Here is a 22,187-nt window from a genome sequence, read left to right on the forward strand (position 1 = left end):
GCTTTACTTAATCGCTTACTTAAAATGCGAAAACTTTTTATAAAAGTCAATGAATTTTTCGATTCATTTCTCCTTTTTTAACCAAGCGAGTGAGTTGAAAAGGAGCTCTTGAAACTTTTGATTCTCATAGACTAATCTATCGTGTCCAAGTAAAATCGTAACAACTTTCGAATTCCTGTACTCTCGAGTCCATCCCAGATACCTTGCAGACTCACAATTCTCAGTAGTCAATAAATAATGATTCCCTTTGTCGTACTCAATGTTGAGGTAGGTTTCGTCGTGCACATAAAAATTATTAATCCCTTTTGTAATTGGATGTGTGTGATCGAGTATTATTACTTCGAAATCCTGGTCGTGTTTGTATGTAGATGGCCCGTATTTTAATCCATTAAATAAATACGGCTTATAATGATACTTAGCACCAGTGATTTTTATATATTCATCCCAATCCTGATGAGCCACAATTGCGTGATGTAAAAAAAGCACTCCAATCCCTTTATCAAATATCGAAAGAAATGCCTCAGATTCCCGGGGACTGATATCCTGATAAGTATCGTAAAAGAGAATCACATCGTAATTTGAGATAGACTCTGAATCAAATAAATTAAATGCCTCTGGTTTTGGAACAACAGAATAGTTTAGACCTGATTTATGATTGAAGATTTTATAAAATGAAGAATCAACGGCTTTTCCACCAGTAACAATTAATAAATTCAATTTGTCTTGGGCAAAAATACCAGTCATCGCAATTAGTAAATAAATTAATATGATTTTCATAACGATTTAATTTTTTCCAGTAATTGCTCTTCTATCGGAATCCCTTCTTCATCGCATTTTTTCTTGAACTGAGTAGACCTTTCGCCTGGATAATAAATTGCCTCGTCAAATGAAACCGGTTCGGCACTTTTATAATATTTTATAATTTTTTCGACATACGATTCAATTTTATCGTTAAATAGAGGCTTTATTGCAATAAATACCTGCGACATTCCGGTATCGTATTCTGATCTCGACAGATCGGCAGTTGAATTGCCTTCCGCAAGAATTGAAGCAATCAGGTCGAGCAACAAGGATAACCCTGCGCCCTTCCATAATCCGATCGGTAGAGCACGTTGTGTTTTATTAATTTCAACGGGATCTTTTGTTAAATTACCCTTCGAATCGTAACCTCCATAATAAGGAAGTTGAAGATTCATGTTTATGTATTCTGCAAGTTTACCGTATGAAAATTGAGAAAGCGCCATATCGAGAACAACAGGATTATCATTTTTCGGTACTGCAAAGACAATCGGATTATTTCCCGATGTTGCCTTTTTTCCATTCCATGGTGGAAGATTAGGTATTGTATTCGTCCAGCAAATAAAAATGTATCCTTTTTTTGCAGCTGCCCACCCGTAATAGCCCGCTCTCATCCAATGATTGGTATTTCTTAATGCCACGCACCCAATACCATATTTATCGGCTATCTCCATTGCCCTATTCGTCATTGCATAAGCATTCAATGGACCTGGACCGAAATTACCATCCCATTGTTCCACAGCAGCAAATGATTTTATTAATAAAGGTTTTGCTCCAGGTTTAATTAGACCCTTATCAACATAATCGATAAAGAGAGGAAATCTATTAATGCCGTGAGAATAAACTCCGCTAACTGTATTATCAGTAAAAATTTCGGCGCAAAGATCTGCTTCCTCATCGGAAAATCCTCGCGCCTTTAATTTACTTTTGAATAACTCTTTTAAGTCATCTTTCTTAATATTTGTCACTGCTCAAAATATTTCGTGTAGATTGTATTAATTTCATTAATTTCTTCATTGGTCAAGTTAACCGAGCCGGCTTTTGCGTTTTCAATTGCCTGATGTCTGTTTCTGGCTCCACATAGAAGATGAGTAATCCCCTTTTGATTGAAAGTCCAAGCGCAAACCAGTTGAGCAATCGACACTTTATGCATTTCGGCAATCGGTTCAAATTCTTTTAGCATGGAATTGACTTTATTAATATTTTCTGGAGTGAATAAAGGATTGTTTCGTCGTAAGTCACCTTCATTATATTTTCTATCGGGAGAAATTTTTCCTGTCAGCAATCCTTGAGAAAGTGGTGAATATGCCAGGATAGCAATATTATTTTCATGGCAATAACTAACGTTGCCTTCCTTTTCAATTTTTCTGTGGAGCATATTATACTTTTCTTGATCGGAATCGATGGCTCCATATTTTTTCATCTGTTCAACGGTGGCATTTGAAACACCGATAGCTCTTATTTTCCCTTCGTCTTTCAATTTAATTAATTCAGCCATAGTATCTTCAATTGGTGTAGTTGAATCCTGCCAGTGAGTTTGATATAAATCAATATAATCTGTTTGCAGTCTGCGAAGGCTTTGTTCAATTTCGTATCGAATTGAATCAGGATGCAGGTATTTATAAATTTTCATTGCGCCCGGTGTCGATTCATCTGCAACTCCTTTTTCTGTAGTATAGAAAAAGAATTCACCTTTTTCCAGATCCCATCTCAAGCCGCATTTTGTAGCAATTAAAACCTTATCCCTTCTGTCTTTAACGGCTTTCCCTACAACTTCTTCAGAATAACCAAATCCATAAGCTGGAGCCGTATCAATTAAATTAATGCCTTTATCGATAGCAGCGTGAATTGCATCGATACTTTCTTTTTCGTTGCTACCGCCCCACATCCAACCACCGATTGCCCACGCACCAAATGCAATTACAGAAGCATTCAGCCCGGATTTACCAATTTCTCTATAAATCATGAAATAAGTCTCCCTATTTATTTGATGCCCAGAAAATTCCGCCTACAATATGTTTAATGAAATTCTGATCTGTATAATGTTCTGGTAAATGACCCATTGCAGTATACCAGACCCTGAAATTGTTTATTTCTTTGCACCACGATATAGGGTGAAAATCTCCGTGTTTACCTCCTTTATAAGTATTTTCGTCAACTGTTACAAGGAGCTCCACATTTTCTGGCAAATCTTTCCAGTTATACCATTCGTCTTTCCAGACCAGCGAATCGGGCAAATGTTTTGTGGAGAGATGATTTTTATTTGCAACTCTAATTACTGCATTTTGAATTTCGGGGTGGTCATCAAAACAGGCTCCAATAAAATTGCAGTACCAGTCCCAGTCTTCCAGTGTTGCCGTAGCGGAATGAATACCAACAAATCCTTTATCTGTTTTTGTAAATTCGACCAGCGCTTTTTTGCCGTCCTCATCAAGTACATTACCAGATGTGTTTAGAAAAACCAGTAGGTCGTAGTTTTTAAGATAATCAAGATTAATATTGGTTGAGTCGTCCGTAAAATCAATGCTGAATTTGTAGTTCTCAGATAATTTTCGAAACATATCGATTGCAGTTTTAGTTGATTCGTGAACATAATCAGAAGCTTTGTAGAAAACTAAAATCCTGATCACTTCTGGCTCCAGCGGTGTTTCATCGATTTTGTAATTAACATTCCATTTAATCCATCGGGCAACTTTTTTGCCATCTTCTCTGATGGGAAGAAATTTCAATTGACTCGAATAATTAATTGCAGCCGTATCGAGTATAGTAAAACCGGATGATTTAATTAATTTAACGTCGCTGACGCTCCCTGTTGTATCGACAAGAATCATTAAATCTACTTTACCCTGAATATTATTATCCAAAGCTTCCTTTGGATAATTTAATTCGACTGTTTTCAAAAGGACGGGTTTCTCGAGTGCCCTTTCCTTCTCCACACTGCTAAAAAAAGAACAAGAATAAATAAGGAAAGGAATAACAAAAAGTATTCCTTTCATTTTACTTCTCCATTTATTATTTATTGCCTATCGAGCCATCCAACCACCATCCACTACAAGTACCGTACCGTTGACATAACTTGAAGCATCAGAGCAAAGGAAGACCATTGCGCCCATTAAATCTTCTGGGACACCCCACCTTCCGGCAGGAATTCTATCCTGTATAGCTTTATTTCTTACAGGATCCTCTCTGAGAGGACGTGTATTTTCAGTAGCAATATAACCAGGGGCAATTGCATTTACCGTGACGCCTTTTGACGCCCACTCGTTAGCAAATGCCATTGTCAATTGCTTAACACCTCCTTTTGAAGCAGCATATCCAGGAACTAATATACCACCCTGAAACGACAAAAGCGAGGCAATAAATACAATCTTGCCATAACCTCTTGCGACCATCTCTTTGCCGATTTCACGAGTTAAAATAAATTGAGCTGAGAGATTAACTTCAATGACTTTATCCCAGTATTCGTCCGGATGCTCGGCTATTGGTTTACGCAAAATTGTTCCTGCATTGTTAACGAGGATATCGATGCGTGGAAAATCCTTTTTTACCTGTTCAATAAAATTGTAGAGCGATTTTCTGTCGGAGAAATCGCTTACATACGATTTGAAATTTCGTCCTGCTGCTTTTACAAGTTTTTCAGTTTCAGCAAAATCATCGACATAAGAAACTCCGATTATGTCTGCGCCTGCTTCAGCCAGAGCCTGAGCATATTTTTGACCGATTCCTTGATTGGAGCCCGTTACCAGAGCGATTTTTCCATCGAGTTTGAATTTATCAAGAATCATAAATCTACCTCCGTAATTTATTTTAAATCTTTCATGGGAATGTGATCCATGTCGTCGAAGACCTGATTTTCTCCCCCCATAGCCCAGATAAACGAATAATTTTTAGTACCGCATCCAGAATGAAGCGACCAGCTGGTCGACAATACAGCCTGACGGTCGCGTACAATCAAATGCCGTGTTTCAACTGGATCACCAATCAGATGGACAACAAAATCGTCTTCGCTTAAGTTGAAATACATATAAACTTCCGAGCGTCTTTGATGCGTATGCGCAGGCATTGTATTCCATACGCATCCCACTTCGAGCTCTGTCAGTCCCATTGCCAGCTGGCATGTAGGTAGTATTTCCGGCAATATGTATTGATGGATTGTTCTTTTATTCGACGATTCCAGTGAACCCAGATTTCTGTGAATAGCATCTTCGTATTTAATATGTTTCGAGGGGTATTCTTTATGAGCTGGATAACTTACAAAATAAAATTCTGCTGGCTTATCTGGGTCTTCGCTCAAAAATTTCACTTCTTTTGTACCTCTACCAATATAAAGGGCATCTCTGAAATTCATTGGAAATTCGGTGCCATCGAGTATTATTTTTCCTTTGTTGCCAATGTTGAGAACTCCAACTTCTCTTCTTTCACAAAAGAATTCCGCGGCCATCTCCTTTTTTGATGCTGTAAGAGTAAGTTCTTTTCCAGCCGGCACTGCAGAACCGGTAATTGACCTGTCGATATCTGAATAGACCATTGGAATTTCATTTTTAACAAAAAGGCTTTCGATCAAAAATGACTGACGAAGTTCGTCGGTGGTCATTTTTTTAAAGCCATTTTTATCAGGTGAGTAACGTACTTCCATCTTTACCTCACTATTAAATTCAAATTAATCGTTTACTTTCTTTCATCTAAAATACTGTATAAATTTTTTCAAATGTAAAAATAATTATTGCATATTTTTCTAATACACTTGTGTAAGAAGGGCAATTATTAAAAAATATATGAGAGCGGAGAATTTTGCTCCGCTCTACAATTTATTATTAATTTATCGAAGCCAGTCTTTAATCTTAGCTGCTACCTGCGGACCAGTAAAGCCGAATTTTTCAGCAAGTGTTTTATACGGTCCTGATGCTCCAAATCTTTCCATTCCGATTGTAAGAAGTTTTTGTCTGAATAAATCGCCCCATCCCATCATTGACGCTGCTTCAATGATTACGAGCGGAACATCCTCCGGAATAATAGATTTTTTTAAATCGTCGTTTTGTTTTATAAAAAGTTCTTTAGAAGGAATAGAAACTACACGAACAGAATAATTTTCTGAAAGTAACTTAGCTGCTTCGACAGCCACTGGAACTTCGGAGCCACTGGCAGCGATAACCAGTTCGGGTTTGTTACCGTTTTCTTTCATGACAATATAAGCGCCATTGAGAACATCTTCTGGTTTAAAATCAGCGATTCTCTCAAATGCTTCGATTTTCTGACGTGTAAGAATAAGAGCAACGGGACCTTCTTTATGTTTAAGAGCAAATGACCATGCCATAGCGGTTTCAATTCCGTCGGCTGGTCTAATTACAGTAACATTTGGAATAGCCCGTAAAACAGAGAGATGCTCAACAGGTTGATGAGTTGGTCCGTCTTCACCCACAAAAATCGAATCGTGTGTAAATACATAAATAACTGGTATCTCCATTATAGCAGCCAGCCTTATTGTTGGGCGCATATAATCTGAGAATACAAAGAAAGTTGCACCAAAAGGTCTAAATCCGCCGTAGAGCGCCATACCGTTTAGAATTGCGCCCATACCATGTTCACGAATTCCAAAGTGGAAATTTTTTCCTTCGAACTTTCCGGGGGCAATGTCGCTGTAATTTTTCATGTATGTATTTGTCGATGGAGCCAGATCTGCAGAACCCCCAACAAAATTAGGAACTAATTGAGCAATCTTTTGAATTACCTTGCCCGATAGAGATCTCGTTGCCGACGGTTCTTTCGGAACGGCATTAAGTAATTCTTCGTCGATGTTTTCGGGCAACCAATTTGTAATGTATTTATTAAACTCTTCAGCTTTTTCAGGATTTTTCTCTTTCCAATCAATGAAATTTTTTTGCCAGCTGTCGTATTCTTTTTTGAGTTCAGATTTCCTTTCTTCGAACAATTTTTTTACTTCATCTGGTACAAAGAAATCTTTATCGGTAGGCCAGCCCAAGTTTTTCTTTGTTTCGATTAATTCTTCAGTACCAAGTGGTGAACCATGTACCTCGGCAGTGTCAACTTTATTAGGACTTCCAAAACCGATATGCGATTTAGTAATAATGATCGTCGGTTTTTCAGTTTCTTGTTGAGCGGTTTTAATTGCATTTCGTATTTCATTGTGATTATATGCATCTGCTTTTAATACCTGCCAGCCGTAGGATTCGAATCGTTTCTGGATATCTTCCGAAAAAGTAATCGAAGTATTACCTTCAATTGTGATATGATTATCATCGTAGAAATAGATGATATTTCCTAATTTAAGGTGTCCTGCAATCGAAGCGGCTTCGTGGGAAATTCCTTCCATCAAATCGCCGTCGCTTACAATTGCATAGATAAAATGATTGCCAAATAGTTGATATTTTTCGTCGTTGAAACGAGCAGCAATCATTTTGGCTGCTATTGCCATACCGATTCCATTTCCGAATCCCTGTCCAAGCGGCCCTGTTGTAGTTTCGATACCAGGAAGAAGTCCATATTCAGGGTGACCAGCTGTACGGCTACCCCATTGTCTGAAAGACTTCAAATCGTCGAGCGAAACATCGTAACCACTCAAATGAAGTAAGGTATAGATCAACATTGACCCGTGACCGGCAGACAATACAAATCGATCGCGATTGTACCATTTAGGATCGTCGGGATTATGTTTCAAAAATTCAGTCCAAAGAACCATGGCAACATCTGCCATTCCCATTGGCATTCCTGGATGACCCGAATTTGCTTTCTGGACACCTTCGGCTGCCAGTATTCGAATAGTATTCGCTGCTAACTTCTTGACATCATTATTTTGCATATAACTCCCCCAAATTGATTAAAAAGTAATCCGCAAATTTAATAAATTCAGATATTATATGTAGTCGAAGATGTCGTTCCGCCATGTCCTGTCCAGTTTGTGTGGAAAAATTCTCCTCTTGGTTTGTCAACTCGTTCATAGGTATGAGCTCCGAAATAATCTCTTTGCGCCTGCAAAAGATTTGCTGGTAATCTTTCCTGGCGATATCCATCGAAGAAATTCAAGGCAGTAGAAAGTGCAGGAACCCAGATTCCGTTACTTATCGCGGCAGTTACTACTCTACGCCACGATTCCTGCGAAGATTCCACCTTTTCTTTGAAGAATGGGTCGAGTATCAAATTTGAGAGCGAGGGATTTTTATCAAAAGCTTCTTTGATCTTTCCGAGGAATGCAGAGCGAATAATACATCCACCACGCCACATAAGTGCAATTCCACCGTAATTGAGGTTCCAGCCATAATCTTTTGCAGCTTCGCGCATAAGCATAAAGCCCTGTGCATACGAAATTATTTTTGAAGCATATAATGCACGTTTCAAATCTTCGATGAATTGTTTCTTGTCGCCTTCGAATTTAGGTTTGGGACCGGAAATAATTTTGGAAGCTTCAACACGTTCTTCTTTTAAAGCCGAGAGAGAACGTGCATAAACTGCTTCACCAATTAATGTAAGAGGTACACCGGCTTCCATTGAGGCTATCACTGTCCATTTACCGGTACCTTTTTGTCCTGCGGCATCAAGAATTTTTTCCACAAGTGGCTGACCATCGGTATCTTTATATGCGAGAATATCTCCTGTAATTTCGATCAAATAACTTTCGAGTTCGCCTTTGTTCCATTCTTTGAAAATTTGATGCATCTCCTCGTAAGATAGTCCCAACAAATCTTTCATTATCTGGTAAGTTTCGCAAATCAATTGCATATCGCCATATTCAATTCCATTATGAACCATTTTAACGAAATGACCGGCACCGTTTTCCCCTACCCAATCGCAGCAAGGAGAACCATCTTCAACCTTAGCAGCAATTGACTGAAAAATCGGCTTCACGTGTTCCCAGGCCTGCGGCGAGCCGCCAGGCATAATTGAAGGTCCTTTCAATGCACCTTCTTCTCCACCTGATACACCTGTTCCAATAAAAAGTAAACCTTTTTCTTCAACATATTTTGTTCGACGGATTGTATCTTGAAAATTCGAATTTCCTCCGTCGATGATAATATCACCCTTTTCCATAAGAGGAATAAGTGCCTCGATAAAATCATCAACCGCTTTTCCAGCCTTAACCATTAACATAACTTTACGCGGCTTTTTCAGACTTGCGACCAATTCATCGAGTGAATGAGTACCGATTATATTTTTACCTTTAGCTCTTCCATTAATAAAATCGTCCACTTTCGAGGTTGTCCTGTTGTAAACTGCAACAGTAAACCCGTGGCTTTCCATATTCAGGACGAGATTTTCGCCCATTACAGCAAGACCAATTAAACCAATATCTGCTTTACTCATTTTATTTTATCTCCTGATTTTGAAATTTTCCTTTGTAAGCCCACAATCCGAGAGCAGGATTTGAGATAAAGAATATTTTCTCTCCGTCGGGCATTATATTAAATCCGTCGTTTAATTTTTGTGGATTATATTTTTTTAGCATCTCATTTAGATCGCCATACTTAAAATTGACGCTTTCAATTTCGTCTTTGGACAAATTGCCCGGGCAGTATCTGATTGTAAAACGGTTTTCGGACGAACCGTGAATCAAATGAGCTGCCGCGCTTAAATTTTCCTGAAGTTCTTTATTCTCATCTACAAATTTAAGAATTTCTGGTGTTGTTCTATATCCATATTTTCTTATTAATCGGTCGATTTCTTTATCTTCACCAAATTCTTTCAGACCGGGAGCAAGCACAATCAATTCTCCACCGTCGGCAATTGCCATCCTTGTTCTATAAATACTTTTATTGCCCAGCCAGGTGCTCTTAAATTCTTGCGGGTCAAGAAATACCACTACTTTATCGAGAGGTGTATCGAGCATTTCAAAGTTAACCTGGAGCGATAAATCAGCCGCCTGTTTGAAACACTCATAATCATCACCAATAAACAAACCTTTTAAAACAAGTTCGTTTTTTTCATTTTTACCGATAACCGTCAAAACATATACGATTGGTAAATTTTTTGCGAAATTTTCAGAAGCGTAATTAAGAACTTTTCGTACAGGATTGTCGGCTCTTCCCATAATCCTTTCCATTCCATAAGCTGCTCCGAGGAAGTGGCTTTTGTTTATTCCTTCCTTGCCACCTGTACCGACGAAAATATTTTTATTATAATTCGCCATGCCGATAACTTCATGAGGAACAACCTGACCAACAGAGAGAATTAAATCATAGTTACCCTCAACCAGCAACTTGTTCACCTGTGCCGGCCATGAGTATTTTACTATTCCATCAGATACTTGTGATATAAAATCTTCAGGTACAATGCCGAGCGTCTTTAAATCATCGCGCCAGCGATGTACACGGAAAAGCTCCAATGGTATGTTGCCAAACATGGTATTAATTTCGCTTTCAGACATTGGAGTATGAGTGCCAAGCGCTGGTAATATATCTTTTAGATTATCTCTATAATATTCATAAATAAAATAAGTTAATTCTCCAGCCTTAGAATGATATCTAGTAAAATCTGGTGGTATTGCGAGTATTTTTTTCCGCGAGCCGATTTTAGATAGAGCTTCGTACAAATATTCTTTTGCTCGCTCTAAACTAATTTCCATATTTTTAGAACCGACAGCACAATATATCATAACAACCTCAAAAAAAACGGGCAATTAGCTGCCCGCATTATAAAAATTTAACGTTGAATTCGTGCTGAGCCACCTCTGGCAAATGCCAGTACTTCATCAAGAGTTGCCATAGTGGTATCACCAGGATAAGTAGTAAGTAGTGCTCCATGAGCCCAGCCAAGTTTAACTGCCTGCTCCGGATCCTCACCTTTCAGTAGTCCATAGATAAAACCAGCTGCAAATCCGTCGCCGCCTCCGACTCTATCGTAAACATCGAGCTCAGCTGTAGGGGCTTGAAACGATTTCCCATTAATCCAGGCAACGGCACTCCAGCTATGACGATTTGTAGAATGGACTTCTCTCAATGTAGTAGCGACTACTTTTACATTCGGAAATTTTTTAGTGACATCTTCTATCATTGCAAGAAATACTGAAGGATCGAGTTTCGACTTAGCAGTAACTTCTGGACCAGGTATACCAAGACCTTTTTGGAGGTCTTCTTCGTTGCCGACCAATACATCTACATGTTCAACAATTCGAGATATCACTTCCGAGGCTTTTTTTTCGCCACCCCAGATATTCCATAACTTGGCTCTGTAATTGAGATCGAAACTCGTTACAGCTCCGAATTTTTTGGCTGCTTTCATTGCTTCGATAATCAATTCGCCAGTGGTTTCGGACAAAGCTGCAAAAATTCCTCCGCTGTGAAACCACTTTACACCTTTTGTGAATATTTCGTCCCAATTGATATCGCCCGGCTTCAATAAAGCAGCAGCTTCGTTGGAACGATTATAAAAAACTACAGGTGCACGAGATCCAAAACCCCTGTCGCTGTATACAGCAGCCATATTTGGACCATTAACGCCGTTATGTTCAAATTCCTTGTATAATCCTTCAACACCCATAGCACGAACTCGTTCACGAATCAATTCACCAATTGGATATTTGACCAATGCAGTTACTATGGCTGTCTTCAACCTGAAACAATCCGCCAAGTTTGCAGCTACATTATATTCGCCGCCACTTACGTGTATCTTGCATTCTGTTGCTTTTCTGAATGGGATTATCCCTGGATCGAGGCGATGTACAAGTGCCCCAAGAGAAACGAAATCGTAATATCCTTCTTTTTTAATATTAAGTCCTGTATTCATAATTAGTCCCTGTATTTAATAGTTCAATAATTTTTATAGAATTTATTAAACTCCGCTGTAGGCATTAAATCCTCCGTCAACAGGAATAACTACACCTGTAACAAATTTTGAAACATCGGAGACAAGATAGAGTAACGTTCCAACCAATTCTTCCGGTTCGCCGAAACGTCCCATAGGAGTACCGTTAATAATTTTTTTACCGCGTTCAGTAAGTTGACCCGTCTCTTTATCGACCAATAAAAATCGATTCTGTTCTGTAAGGAAAAATCCGGGAGCTATTGCATTTACACGAATATTGACTTTAGCAAAATGGACTGCGAGCCATTCTGTTAAATTATTGATTGCAGCTTTGGCAGCTGAATAAGCAGGAATTTTTGTAAGAGGTTTGTATGAGTTCATCGACGATATATTAACAATAACTCCACCTCTGCCGAGCATATCCTCAGCGAGAATCATTGTCGGTAAAACGGTTCCCATAAAATTCAAATCGAACACATTCCTAAAACCCTCGAGTTCCAAACCAAAAAAGCTTTTGCCAATATCCTGAAGATCTTTATCGGTCATAAATTCAAGCTGTGTGGTTGCTTTGGGATGATTGCCACCGGCACAATTAACCAATACATCTATCTTGCCAAAATTTTCATTTATTGTCTTTTTGGCATTTAGAAGAGATTCTTTGTCGAGTACATTTGCCTTAACACTGATTGCATGTCCGGGATTTTCTGAATTGATCTTTTCAACAAGTGTGTCGGCTTTTTGTTTATTTGAATTATAAAAGACTGCAACTTTAGCACCAGCCTCTGCCAATCCTTCGCAAAAAACAGAACCGATAACGCCTCCACCTCCTGTTACAGCACAAACTTTACCCCTGATGTCTTCCATCGAATATTTCATGACATCTCCTATTTATTTAATGCTTCGTTTATACTTTTGATCACCTGACGGGCATTTGAAGTGAGCACGGAATAATTTTCGTTTTTGATTGCTTCTTTATCGAGGAGTGCCGAACCAATTCCAACAGCGCATGCACCTGCCTTCAACCATTCGCCAGCATTAGTAAGGTCGACACCTCCGGTTGGCATTAACTTTAAATGAGGCATAGGAGCGAGAATTCCTTTAAAGAATTTCATGCCGAGCACATCTGCCGGGAAGACTTTAATAACATCAGCTCCAGCTTCATAAGCAGTTTGTATTTCAGTAGGAGTAAAACATCCTGGCATGGCAGGTACGTCCAATTGATGAGCTTGTTCAATTATTTCTTTTTTGAAAATTGGACTAACCACATATTTAGCTCCTGCTTTTATTGCTGAGCGGGCTGTTTCTGCATCCAGCACCGAGCCAACGCCAACAATAATATTTTTATCGAGTTCTTCACTCATCCTTTTAATTAATTCAATAGCATTGGGAACAGTCATTGTAATCTCGGCAACCGTTATTCCACCTTCGGCTATGGCCTCGATAACTCTTTTAAGTTTTTCTGGCTCTTTAATTCTCAGTACAGCAACCGCCTTTCTCTCTAATATCGATTCTAAAATTTTTTCTCTTTCCATATTATTTAAAACACTCCAGATGTTTTAGAAAATGTTTTTCCAGGAATTGATAATGAATTTCTTCATTTTCAATCAAGCATTTCATTATTTTGTCTTTGAACAGGAATTGACCTGAAGAATCCCGCTCGGTCAATACCTTCCCGAAAGTAACGTGCAATACCTGTCGGGCATCGTTAAGATTGAAGAGTTCGAGAAGTTCTTCGTCGGTATATTGACTTGCAGGTTTGACTTTATTTATGTCAGCAGAGACATGATAGCTTCTCTTTTCCGTTTCATAAAGGTCACGGCAGAAATCGAGAATTTCTCTGAATAATTTCGGCTCCCTGTCAGCTACAACGCGTAATGCTTCCAGATAACTTGTGCCTGCTGTTTTAACGTGAGTATAAGCGCCTTTAATTGAACCGATGACACGATAAGCCGAGAATTTGTCGCTGCCTGAGTGGAGACTTATCTTATAGCTGCCAAAATACTTTGTTATATCGAGGTGTTTTTCGTATTCGGATTTGAACAAATTCAGATCGCCTTTATAGTCGATGCCTTTTTCAAAATCGCCGATAAAACGAGGTGCGAGGCTTACATATTTAACCCCGAGTCGGTTTAATTCATTTGCAAAAAAGAAATGTTCGAACGGCGAGGTAACTGATTCGGTTTCGTCGACTGAAACTTCGATTTCAAAACTGCCTTTGCTGGCTTTCGAAGCGAGATAGTCATACATCTTTTTAATATGAGCAATAGCGTTTCCGTATTTAGCATAGGCTCGCATGAAATCCGTTTCTGTGATAGTTAACGAAAGTCGTTCGGAAATTGTGAAAGTCATATCGACATAACGTTTCGCTGCTTCGGCTTTGTTATCCTTAAGTCCTTCCCAATCAATTTCAGCTAACTTTTGCTTTAGTTGCTCTTCAGTATAATTGTCGGCTTCGTTGTCAACGTGTTCACTTGGATCGAATGTAAACATTGTAAAGCCAGCATTGAGCATTAAATCGATATCTTCGAATGTTTTAAGGTGATCAGCATCCGATCCGAAACCATCTTTATAACCTTCTTGAAGGACTGCCCACACGGCGGCGTCCATAACATCATCTGGCGTTCTGTTAGTTCTTGTCAATTCCCTTATCGACTGCTGTGCAAGAATTGGACGGAAGCTACTCTGTTTAATTGCTCTGATGTGACCTGCATTTGCCATTCCGAGTCTGTCACCGCAACCGAATGAGTTGCACAAACCGAGCACAATCGGTACCGTGTGTGGAAAAAGTTTCTGAACTTTTTTTCTATTTACTGTAGATAAATAACACTTTTTGATGTATACATCTTTACCGGCATCGATCACTTCGCCTTCGAATTCATTCATCAATCCGTCTCCTTTACCGATAGAGACGACAAATAGAAATTTCTCGAAATTTTCTTTCCCAATAAAAAAGAAAATATCGTCCTTCTTCAATACCGAGAGAGGATAAACTTTTATTTTTAATGACTCACCAATAGTTAGGTCAACCAGATCGTTTTTTACAATATTTTTATTTTCCACTTCGTCATAAAGCTTCAGCATTTCCATGGATAACTCCTTTATTATTGTCAGAAATCAAAATAGTTTTTTGCATTGTTATAAGAAATATCTTCGACCATTTTACCAACTAAATCCAGGTCGTTTGGAATAAGTCCTGCTTCGATTTCTCTTCCCAGAATATCACAGAGAAGTCTTCTGAAATAATCGTGTCTGGAATAAGAGAGAAAACTGCGGGAATCGGTCAGCATACCTACGAATCGGCTCAAAAGACCCATATTTGAAAGCGCATCAATTTGACGTTCCATTCCGCTCTTTTGGTCGAGGAACCACCAGGCACTGCCGTATTGCATTTTACCAGGCACTGTTCCATCCTGGAAATTTCCAATCATTGTGGCAAAGAGTTCATTATCAGCAGGATTAAGATTATACAAAATAGTTTTTGCCAACTTGTTTTCTGAATCGAGTTTATTCAGGTATTTAGCAAGCGGGCGTGCCATTTCGAAGTCGCCAATTGAGTCCCACCCAGTATCTGGACCTAACTGTCTAAACATACGACTATTATTATTTCTCAGAGCGCCGAGGTGCAATTGTTGTACCCAGCCTTTTTCCCAATCCATAATGCCAAATTCATACATCATCGCAGATTTAAATTTGAGAATTTCGTTCAGCTCAAGATTTTTTTTATTGAGAAGTTTTATGAAGATCGACTTAATTTCGGATTCGGTATAGTCTTCGGCGTAAGCTGTCTCTAAACCGTGGTCAGAAAGTCGGCAACCATTTTCGTGGAAATAGTCGTGGCGCTTTTTAATGGCTTCGAGAAACGAGTCAAAATTGTTGATCGAAATTCCTGAAGCTTCTTCGAGTTTCTTCAGATATTTCAAGAAATCGTTTGTGTTTTCTACCGCCATCGCCTTATCCGGACGGAATGCCGGCAATACTTTCGTGCCAAAAGGATTTTCTTTTATCTTTTTATGATACTCCAGCGAATCGATTGGATCGTCTGTAGTGCAAATTATTTCGACATTCCATTGACTAATTAATCCTTGTGTAGAAAAGTCGTCTGTAGATAGAAGCTCGCTCGTTCGGTTCCAGATTTCTTCGGCAGTATCCGGATTAAGCAATTTGTCAGAAATTCCAAATGGCTTTTTTAGTTCCATATGCGTCCAGTGATAAAGAGGATTTTTAATTGTATATGGAACTGTTTCAGCCCATTTCATAAATTTTTCTTTATCAGTCGAATCGCCGGTGATATATTTTTCATCAACGCCATTAGTACGCATTGCTCGCCATTTGTAATGGTCACCGTTTAACCATACCTGTGTGATATTCTCAAATTTTCTGTTCGAGGCTATTTCGTCAATTGGAAGATGGCAATGATAATCAATTATAGGCTGCTTAACAGCGTGTTCATGATATAAGATTTCCGCCGTTTTATTGCTCAGAAGAAAATTTTCTTTGATAAAAATGTCGCTCATTTTATTAATTCCGTTTTATTTTAAATTTCTACTCTTTCCATTTTTGGTGCGAGGAGATTAAAGATGAACAATGCGATCAAATAAGCCGACCCGCAAACCAGGAACATAACATAATATCCTGTTTCGATTGTCCCGAGCGCTTTGAAATGATCGAGTACCCAACCGGCTAAAGTTGCTATCAAAATTCCACCAACGGCTCCCGCCATTCCACCAATACCAGTTACTGAAGCAACAGCTTTTTTAGGGAACATGTCGGAAGTAGTAGTAAAAATATTTGCAGACCAGGCTTGATGCGCAGATGCTGCTATACCAACGATCAGTATTGCAATCCATGGCGAATAGACTCCCAATGCCTGAGCAGATACAACTGGCAGTGCCAGCAATGCAAAAATAAGCATGGCAGTCTTACGAGCTTTATTAACTGTCCATCCTTTCCCGATAAAATAACCCGAGAGCCATCCACCAAAGATACTTCCAAAAGTAGTCATTGTATAGACAAGGGCAATAGGAAGAGCCAGATCAGTTTTAGTCATACCGTATTGTTTATTTAGAAATGAAGGTAACCAGAAAAGATAAAACCACCATACGGGGTCGGTCAAAAATTTTCCAATTAGAAAAGCCCACGTTTGTTTATAGGTCAATAAACTGAGCCAACCAACTTTTTCATTTTCTTTTTCTTTCGATAATTGTTCGTCTTTGTCGCTATGAATATATTCATATTCATCTTTTGATAATTTTTTATGTTTAGAAGGAATTTCATAGATTAAAAACCAGAAGATCAACCAGATCAATCCGATACCACCTGTTATGATAAACGCCCATTGCCAGCCCCAGTAAACGGCAATCAAAGGCACAGTCAATGGAGCTAAAATAGCACCAACATTTGAACCTGAGTTAAACAAACCGGTGGCAAGAGCTCTCTCCTTTTTGGGAAACCATTCGGCAACAGTTTTAATTGCAGCAGGAAAGTTGCCAGCTTCACTCAGTCCAAGAAATCCTCTTGCGAAAACAAAACCTAAAGTACTTTTTGCAAAAGCATGCGCAATAGCAGCCAGACTCCACACTGTTAACGAAAGCGCATAACCAATTTTTGTGCCCAATTTATCGATAAGCCATCCCATAAATAACATACCGATGCCGTACATGACCTGAAAAGCAACTACAACATTAGCATAATCAGTTTCAGTCCAATTGAATGTGGGTTCAAGATAATCATCTTTAAGAAGACTAATTACCTGTCTATCGAGATAGTTGATTGTTGTAGCAAAGAAAACCAGAGCAAGTATTGTCCAACGGTATTTCCCAACTTTTGCTACAGGGTTATTTTGATTAAGTTCTGCATCCATTACAGCTCCAATTTATTTATTAAAAAACAGCGGTTACTTAATCGGTTACTAATTTAGAAATTTTTATTATCATTTGCTACAAAAAAGTAAATTATAAAATTAATTTCTTCCTTTGAGTTTATTAAAGTCATTTTTATACAAATTTCTTTAATCTAAATGCAAACTCACTCCCTTCTCCAGGCTGGCTAATTAATTCCATACGCGAATTATGAGCTTCAATTATATGCTTTACTATTGCCAGACCAAGTCCTGTGCCCCCCAATTCTCTCGAACGATTTTTGTCGACTCGATAAAACCGTTCAAATATTCTACGCTGATCTTCAGGATCAATTCCGATACCTGTATCTCTTACATAAATTCGTACCTCTTTTTCGTAATCCTGTATACCCACCTCAATTCTTCCCTTTTCTGTGTACTTAATCGCATTGACCAATAGATTCGATAACACCTGACGAATTTTTTCCTTGTCGCCGTAGACTTCGGGAACAGGTTTGCTTAACTTTACATCCAATTCCAAATTTTTATTCTCGGCATAGGGTTTAAATTCATTAACTAAATTGCGTACTATCGGCTCCGGATCGAAATAGCGGAGATTCATTTTCATTTGCCCTGATTCAATCATTGAGATATCGATCAAATCATTCAACAAATTATTCAAATTATTTAAGTGCTGATTTGCTTTTTGAAGGAAAGATAAATTCACCTGAGGGTCGTTTATTGCTCCATCGAGGAGTGTCTCAATAAATCCTTGAATTGCAAATATCGGAGTTCTCAATTCATGAGATACGTTCCCCAAAAATTCAGTTCTTACCTTTTCTAACTTTTTCAAATTTTCGATTACTTCTTTATTACGTCGAAACATTTCACGAATTTCATCTTCAAGATAACGTAGATCAGCGCTTAAATGGATGTCGTAATGATCAATCAGTTGATTGTTTCTAATCTTACGGATTATTTCTGCAATCGAATTGACTTCTTTTTTCCTTTTCAAGCCGAGATAATTTAACAAACTGAAATAGGAAATAAGAATAAAAAATAAAATGAGAATAAGAATTATAGGGGAATGACCTGCAAGGAAAGACAAAAGTAGAAAGAAAACAAAATTGTATATTAATAAAGGAAGAGTATAATTTCTTCCGAAGGATAGATTTTCTTTAATATTTTTCAACGTCTCTGAAACGATAACCCACCCCCTTAATTGTTTCGATCAGATACGAATACTCACCCAGCTTTTCTCTAATTTTACGTATATGAACGTCAATGGTTCTTTCGACCACGTAAACATCGCCGCCCCAGATATCGCGCAATATCTTCTCTCTTTCGAAAACTTTACCCGGTCTAGCTGCAAGGTATGCCAGTATTTCAAATTCTTTCTTCGGAAAGACTAATTCCTTTTTATCGACAATAACTGTATACTTTGTTCTGTTAATCAAGAGCGGTCCGGCGCTGATTTCTATTGTTTCCTCTTCGTTTTGTTTTAACTGCTCTAATTTACGCAGGTTCGATTTAACCCGCGCAATAAGTTTTTTTGGCGATATCGGTTTTTGAATAAAATCGTCAGCTCCCAGATTCAGTCCATAAACCTCATCAATTTCGGAGGATTTTGCAGTCAAAAATATGACTGGCGTATTCTTAAATTCCTCTCTCTTTCTGATCTGTTTGCATGTTTCGTAACCATCCATTTTGGGCATCATTACGTCGAGAATTATTAAGTCCGGATTTAGTGATAGCTTATCGATTGCTTCCTGACCGTTATAAGCGGCAATAACTTCAAATCCCTCGTTTTCAAGGTTATATTTGAGAAATTCGATAATATCTTTTTCGTCGTCGACAAGTAATATTTTTTCACTCATATTAAAATTTCACTTCCTTTTTTTGTTCTGCTGATTTATAGATAATATCGAGCAATTTCATTCTAACGAGTGCTTCTTCAGAAGTTGATACAGGAGGAACTTCACCTCTGAGCGAAGCAATGAAATGTTTCATCTCGTTTTCATACGATTTATGGTACAAATTAGATACACTTGATTTAGAAAGGCTATAATCAAAAAATGCAGATTCAATTTTTCTAAATACTTTCAAAGGATTTAACTGAGCTGCGCCTTTCGTGCCGTGAATAATAAAATTAAAACTGTCCGTCTCCGAATAGAGCTCCCAGCTTACTTCAAAATTGATGGCATTTTTCGAATTGAGTCTCACAATTCCAACCGCCGAATCTTCAACGTCCTGATTTTTTGTGTTGAATTTATGAACGGATGCACTTTCGATTTTATTGTTTCCAAACATCCAGATGGCAAGATCGAGCAATAAAATCCCAAGGTCGATTATTACTCCCCCGCCCGATTTCTTTTTGTCGATAAACCATTTTTGTGCGCTGCTTTTGTTTCGTAGCCAGCCACATTTTATATAAAATATTTCCCCCAGTTCTCCGCTATTAATAATACTTTTCATCAACATCGAATCGGGTCGAAACCGCAAATTCATACCAACCATAGCCAGTTTTTTATTTCTCTTTGCAGCTTTATCGACTTCAAGTGCTTCTTTATAATTTAATGCAATCGGTTTTTCAATCAACACGTCGAGTTTTGCATTCAGGCAATCGATAGCTATCTCTTTATGAGTGTTTGTTGGAGATGTAACAATAACTGCATCGAGCTCTTCTTGAGAAATCATTTCACGATAATCCGTGTAACGTCTTGCAGCTGGAATTTTTTCACCAATTGTTTTAAGGCGATTATTGTTAATTTCACTCACAGCAACAAGCTCGATGTTACCCATTTTTGTTAATACCGGTATGTGAACCAGTTGAGCAATCGAGCCCAATCCAACAATTGCTACCTTAGTTTTTTTCATCAAGCTACTACGCCGTTTTTATAATTTTTATTTTTTAAAAAGTCGATAACTTTTTGTACTATTCCTTCTGGATCGATTCCAAGCATACGATGAAGTTCTGCCTGTGTTCCATGTTCAATAAATTGATCCGGCAGACCGATGCGCAAGAGATCCGCTTTTATATGATTATCGTTATAGAATTCGACAACACCGGCACCAAATCCACCAATTAAGCTGTTTTCTTCGAGTGTTACTATTTTATCGAACTTTTGTGCAGTTTCGATCAGGATATTTTCGTCGAGTGGTTTTATAAAACGCATATTGATTACTTCTGCTTCAATTCCATGTTGTGCCAGCAAAGTGGCGGCTTTCGAAGCGTAGTCAACCATTAAACCGACTGCAAGTAATGCAACATCATTGCCAGAATTAATTCTTTCAGCTTTGCCGATTTCAATTTCTCTGAAACCTTCTTTTAATTCAACTCCGAGCGCATTTCCTCTTGGATATCGCAGTACAATAGGTCCCTTTTTATAATTAACTGCTGTATAGAGCATATCTCTCAGTTCGGCTTCATCTTTTGGCGCCATTATTACAATATTTGGTATCATCCTCAAATAAGATAAATCGAACGTGCCGTGATGTGTGGGACCATCGGCGCCAACCAGTCCGGCTCTGTCAAGAGCAAAAACAACGTGTAAGTTTTGCAATGCAACGTCGTGAATAATTTGATCAAAAGCCCTTTGCAAAAATGTAGAATAAATTGCAACCACAGGAATGATTCCCTGCGTTGCCATTCCTGCTGCAAATGTAACTGCATGTTCCTCTGCAATTCCTACGTCAAAATATCTTTCAGGTAATTCAGCCTGAAGTTTATCGAGCCCTGTTCCGTCTGGCATTGCAGCAGTTATACCAACGACTTTGTCATTGCTTTTAGCAATTTCTACAAGAGCATCACCAAATACTGAAGTATACGACGGTAGTGGGGTTCCTTTTTTTAAGGATACTCCAGTTAATTTATCGAATGGCGTTGCTGCATGAAGACGTTGCGAATGATTTTCAGCCGGCTTGTAACCCTTTCCTTTTTCAGTCAGAACATGGACAAGTATTGGACCGTTTAATTCTTTTACGTGCTCGAACAATCTGATCAATTGATTAATATTGTGACCATTAATCGGTCCGAAATATCGGAATCCGAGAGCCTCGAACAACATTCCGGGAGTAAGAACTGCCTTGATGCCTTGCTCAATACGTGCAGCAACTTTTCTTAACCTGTCTCCGAAATGATCAAGCTTACCAGTCAAGTCCCAGATAGCACCTTTGAATTTGTTATATTCAGGGTGCGAAATCATTTCATTGAAATACTTTGAAATTTGCCAGACATTCGGTGCAATCGACATCTGATTATCGTTTAAAACAACTATCAGATTCTTTTTTAGGAGTCCCGAATTATTCATAGCTTCATAAGCCATGCCTCCGGTCATAGCACCATCCCCTATAACAGCTACTACTTTTCGATTCTCTTTTAAAATGTCGCTGGCAACTGCAATTCCGAGAGCTGCAGAAATTGATGTAGAGGCATGTCCGGCTCCAAATGCATCGTAAGGACTTTCGCTTCGTTTAAGAAAACCGCTGATTCCTTTGAACTGGCGAATGGTTTTCAATGCATCCCTTCTTCCAGTTACAATTTTGTGAGGATAAGCCTGATGACCAGTATCCCAGACAATTTGATCATAAGGTGTATTGAATACTTTATGAAGAGCAACAGTCAACTCAACAGCTCCGAGTCCTCCCCCGAAATGACCTCCGATCTTTGATATGACGTCAACCATGTATTGACGAATTTCCGTACAAAGCAGTTTAAGGTCCTGACCTTCCAGTTTTTTTATATCTTCAGGAGAATTGATATCGAACAGCAGTTTGTAATCGTTCTTATTTGGCATTTCGT

The 22,187-nt window shown here is 38.5% G+C and carries 19 protein-coding genes; all 19 read right to left on the reverse strand.

What is annotated here, in order from left to right:
• Window positions 1-63: 63 nt before the first annotated feature.
• The 19 genes from ACSSV9_RS04610 to dxs all read right to left on the reverse strand — a co-directional run bounded on the left by ACSSV9_RS04610 (window position 64) and on the right by dxs (window position 22,182).
• Entirely contained in the window at window positions 64-777 is a 714-nt protein-coding gene (locus ACSSV9_RS04610) for a ThuA domain-containing protein (RefSeq protein ID WP_437346057.1), read from the reverse strand.
• Window positions 774-1,766: a 3-dehydro-L-gulonate 2-dehydrogenase gene (gene yiaK, locus ACSSV9_RS04615; RefSeq protein WP_437346058.1), complete on the reverse strand. Its 993-nt coding sequence runs from the start codon at window positions 1,764-1,766 to the stop codon at window positions 774-776. The genes ACSSV9_RS04610 and yiaK overlap by 4 nt, the downstream gene beginning before the upstream one ends.
• Window positions 1,763-2,764 carry an aldo/keto reductase gene (locus ACSSV9_RS04620; RefSeq protein ID WP_437346059.1) on the reverse strand — a complete coding sequence of 334 codons (1,002 nt, stop codon included), beginning with the start codon at window positions 2,762-2,764 and terminating at the stop codon, window positions 1,763-1,765. The genes yiaK and ACSSV9_RS04620 overlap by 4 nt, the downstream gene beginning before the upstream one ends.
• A gap of 13 nt (window positions 2,765-2,777) precedes the next feature.
• Window positions 2,778-3,794 (reverse strand): TonB family protein, encoded by a 1,017-nt coding sequence (locus ACSSV9_RS04625; RefSeq protein WP_437346060.1) that lies wholly within the window; start codon window positions 3,792-3,794, stop codon window positions 2,778-2,780.
• Between the two features lie 27 nt (window positions 3,795-3,821).
• Window positions 3,822-4,583, reverse strand: coding sequence for an SDR family oxidoreductase (locus ACSSV9_RS04630; protein WP_437346061.1), 762 nt, complete (start codon window positions 4,581-4,583; stop codon window positions 3,822-3,824).
• A gap of 17 nt (window positions 4,584-4,600) precedes the next feature.
• A complete protein-coding gene (gene kduI, locus ACSSV9_RS04635) occupies window positions 4,601-5,434 on the reverse strand; it encodes a 5-dehydro-4-deoxy-D-glucuronate isomerase (protein WP_437346062.1) in 834 nt (277 codons plus the stop codon).
• Window positions 5,435-5,617: 183 nt separating this feature from the next.
• Window positions 5,618-7,615: a transketolase gene (tkt, locus tag ACSSV9_RS04640; RefSeq protein ID WP_437346063.1), complete on the reverse strand. Its 1,998-nt coding sequence runs from the start codon at window positions 7,613-7,615 to the stop codon at window positions 5,618-5,620.
• 47 nt (window positions 7,616-7,662) lie between these two features.
• Entirely contained in the window at window positions 7,663-9,114 is a 1,452-nt protein-coding gene (gnd, locus tag ACSSV9_RS04645) for a decarboxylating NADP(+)-dependent phosphogluconate dehydrogenase (RefSeq protein WP_437346064.1), read from the reverse strand.
• A 1-nt stretch (window position 9,115) separates the two neighbouring features.
• Window positions 9,116-10,402 carry a nickel-dependent putative hexonate epimerase gene (locus ACSSV9_RS04650; protein ID WP_437346065.1) on the reverse strand — a complete coding sequence of 429 codons (1,287 nt, stop codon included), beginning with the start codon at window positions 10,400-10,402 and terminating at the stop codon, window positions 9,116-9,118.
• A 47-nt stretch (window positions 10,403-10,449) separates the two neighbouring features.
• Complete coding sequence (locus tag ACSSV9_RS04655; RefSeq protein WP_437346066.1) at window positions 10,450-11,532, reverse strand: PfkB family carbohydrate kinase; 1,083 nt, start codon at window positions 11,530-11,532, stop codon at window positions 10,450-10,452.
• 45 nt (window positions 11,533-11,577) lie between these two features.
• Window positions 11,578-12,426, reverse strand: coding sequence for an SDR family oxidoreductase (locus tag ACSSV9_RS04660; protein WP_437346067.1), 849 nt, complete (start codon window positions 12,424-12,426; stop codon window positions 11,578-11,580).
• An 8-nt stretch (window positions 12,427-12,434) separates the two neighbouring features.
• A complete protein-coding gene (locus ACSSV9_RS04665; protein ID WP_437346068.1) occupies window positions 12,435-13,082 on the reverse strand; it encodes a bifunctional 4-hydroxy-2-oxoglutarate aldolase/2-dehydro-3-deoxy-phosphogluconate aldolase in 648 nt (215 codons plus the stop codon).
• Window position 13,083: 1 nt separating this feature from the next.
• Window positions 13,084-14,637, reverse strand: coding sequence for a tagaturonate epimerase family protein (locus ACSSV9_RS04670; protein ID WP_437346069.1), 1,554 nt, complete (start codon window positions 14,635-14,637; stop codon window positions 13,084-13,086).
• Between the two features lie 20 nt (window positions 14,638-14,657).
• Window positions 14,658-16,064, reverse strand: a complete 1,407-nt coding sequence (gene uxaC / locus ACSSV9_RS04675) for a glucuronate isomerase (RefSeq protein ID WP_437346070.1) — start codon at window positions 16,062-16,064, stop codon at window positions 14,658-14,660.
• A gap of 20 nt (window positions 16,065-16,084) precedes the next feature.
• Window positions 16,085-17,410: an MFS transporter gene (locus tag ACSSV9_RS04680; RefSeq protein ID WP_437346071.1), complete on the reverse strand. Its 1,326-nt coding sequence runs from the start codon at window positions 17,408-17,410 to the stop codon at window positions 16,085-16,087.
• Between the two features lie 133 nt (window positions 17,411-17,543).
• Window positions 17,544-18,401, reverse strand: coding sequence for a sensor histidine kinase (locus ACSSV9_RS04685; protein ID WP_437346072.1), 858 nt, complete (start codon window positions 18,399-18,401; stop codon window positions 17,544-17,546).
• Window positions 18,402-18,564: 163 nt separating this feature from the next.
• A complete protein-coding gene (locus ACSSV9_RS04690) occupies window positions 18,565-19,263 on the reverse strand; it encodes a response regulator transcription factor (RefSeq protein WP_437346073.1) in 699 nt (232 codons plus the stop codon).
• 1 nt (window position 19,264) lies between these two features.
• Window positions 19,265-20,263, reverse strand: coding sequence for a Gfo/Idh/MocA family protein (locus tag ACSSV9_RS04695; protein WP_437346074.1), 999 nt, complete (start codon window positions 20,261-20,263; stop codon window positions 19,265-19,267).
• Window positions 20,263-22,182 (reverse strand): 1-deoxy-D-xylulose-5-phosphate synthase, encoded by a 1,920-nt coding sequence (gene dxs / locus ACSSV9_RS04700; protein ID WP_437346075.1) that lies wholly within the window; start codon window positions 22,180-22,182, stop codon window positions 20,263-20,265. The genes ACSSV9_RS04695 and dxs overlap by 1 nt, the downstream gene beginning before the upstream one ends.
• Between the last annotated feature and the right edge of the window lie 5 nt (window positions 22,183-22,187).

Origin of the sequence: Melioribacter sulfuriphilus (genome assembly GCF_051488685.1) — a bacterium.
Classification (GTDB): Bacteria; Bacteroidota; Ignavibacteria; order Ignavibacteriales; family Melioribacteraceae; genus Melioribacter.

What these genes read in the sequence shown, in the direction of transcription:
- ACSSV9_RS04630 (WP_437346061.1), bottom strand. Translation starts at nt 4,583, where the DNA reads ATGATTCTTGATAAATTCAAACTCGATGGAAAAATCGCTCTGGTAACG.
- ACSSV9_RS04665 (WP_437346068.1), bottom strand. Translation starts at nt 13,082, where the DNA reads ATGGAAAGAGAAAAAATTTTAGAATCGATATTAGAGAGAAAGGCGGTT.
- ACSSV9_RS04660 (WP_437346067.1), bottom strand. Translation starts at nt 12,426, where the DNA reads ATGAAATATTCGATGGAAGACATCAGGGGTAAAGTTTGTGCTGTAACA.
- kduI (WP_437346062.1), bottom strand. Translation starts at nt 5,434, where the DNA reads ATGGAAGTACGTTACTCACCTGATAAAAATGGCTTTAAAAAAATGACC.
- ACSSV9_RS04680 (WP_437346071.1), bottom strand. Translation starts at nt 17,410, where the DNA reads ATGGATGCAGAACTTAATCAAAATAACCCTGTAGCAAAAGTTGGGAAA.
- ACSSV9_RS04625 (WP_437346060.1), bottom strand. Translation starts at nt 3,794, where the DNA reads ATGAAAGGAATACTTTTTGTTATTCCTTTCCTTATTTATTCTTGTTCT.
- tkt (WP_437346063.1), bottom strand. Translation starts at nt 7,615, where the DNA reads ATGCAAAATAATGATGTCAAGAAGTTAGCAGCGAATACTATTCGAATA.
- ACSSV9_RS04695 (WP_437346074.1), bottom strand. Translation starts at nt 20,263, where the DNA reads ATGAAAAAAACTAAGGTAGCAATTGTTGGATTGGGCTCGATTGCTCAA.
- gnd (WP_437346064.1), bottom strand. Translation starts at nt 9,114, where the DNA reads ATGAGTAAAGCAGATATTGGTTTAATTGGTCTTGCTGTAATGGGCGAA.
- ACSSV9_RS04620 (WP_437346059.1), bottom strand. Translation starts at nt 2,764, where the DNA reads ATGATTTATAGAGAAATTGGTAAATCCGGGCTGAATGCTTCTGTAATT.
- uxaC (WP_437346070.1), bottom strand. Translation starts at nt 16,064, where the DNA reads ATGAGCGACATTTTTATCAAAGAAAATTTTCTTCTGAGCAATAAAACG.
- ACSSV9_RS04670 (WP_437346069.1), bottom strand. Translation starts at nt 14,637, where the DNA reads ATGGAAATGCTGAAGCTTTATGACGAAGTGGAAAATAAAAATATTGTA.
- dxs (WP_437346075.1), bottom strand. Translation starts at nt 22,182, where the DNA reads ATGCCAAATAAGAACGATTACAAACTGCTGTTCGATATCAATTCTCCT.
- ACSSV9_RS04610 (WP_437346057.1), bottom strand. Translation starts at nt 777, where the DNA reads ATGAAAATCATATTAATTTATTTACTAATTGCGATGACTGGTATTTTT.
- ACSSV9_RS04655 (WP_437346066.1), bottom strand. Translation starts at nt 11,532, where the DNA reads ATGAATACAGGACTTAATATTAAAAAAGAAGGATATTACGATTTCGTT.
- ACSSV9_RS04650 (WP_437346065.1), bottom strand. Translation starts at nt 10,402, where the DNA reads ATGATATATTGTGCTGTCGGTTCTAAAAATATGGAAATTAGTTTAGAG.
- ACSSV9_RS04690 (WP_437346073.1), bottom strand. Translation starts at nt 19,263, where the DNA reads ATGAGTGAAAAAATATTACTTGTCGACGACGAAAAAGATATTATCGAA.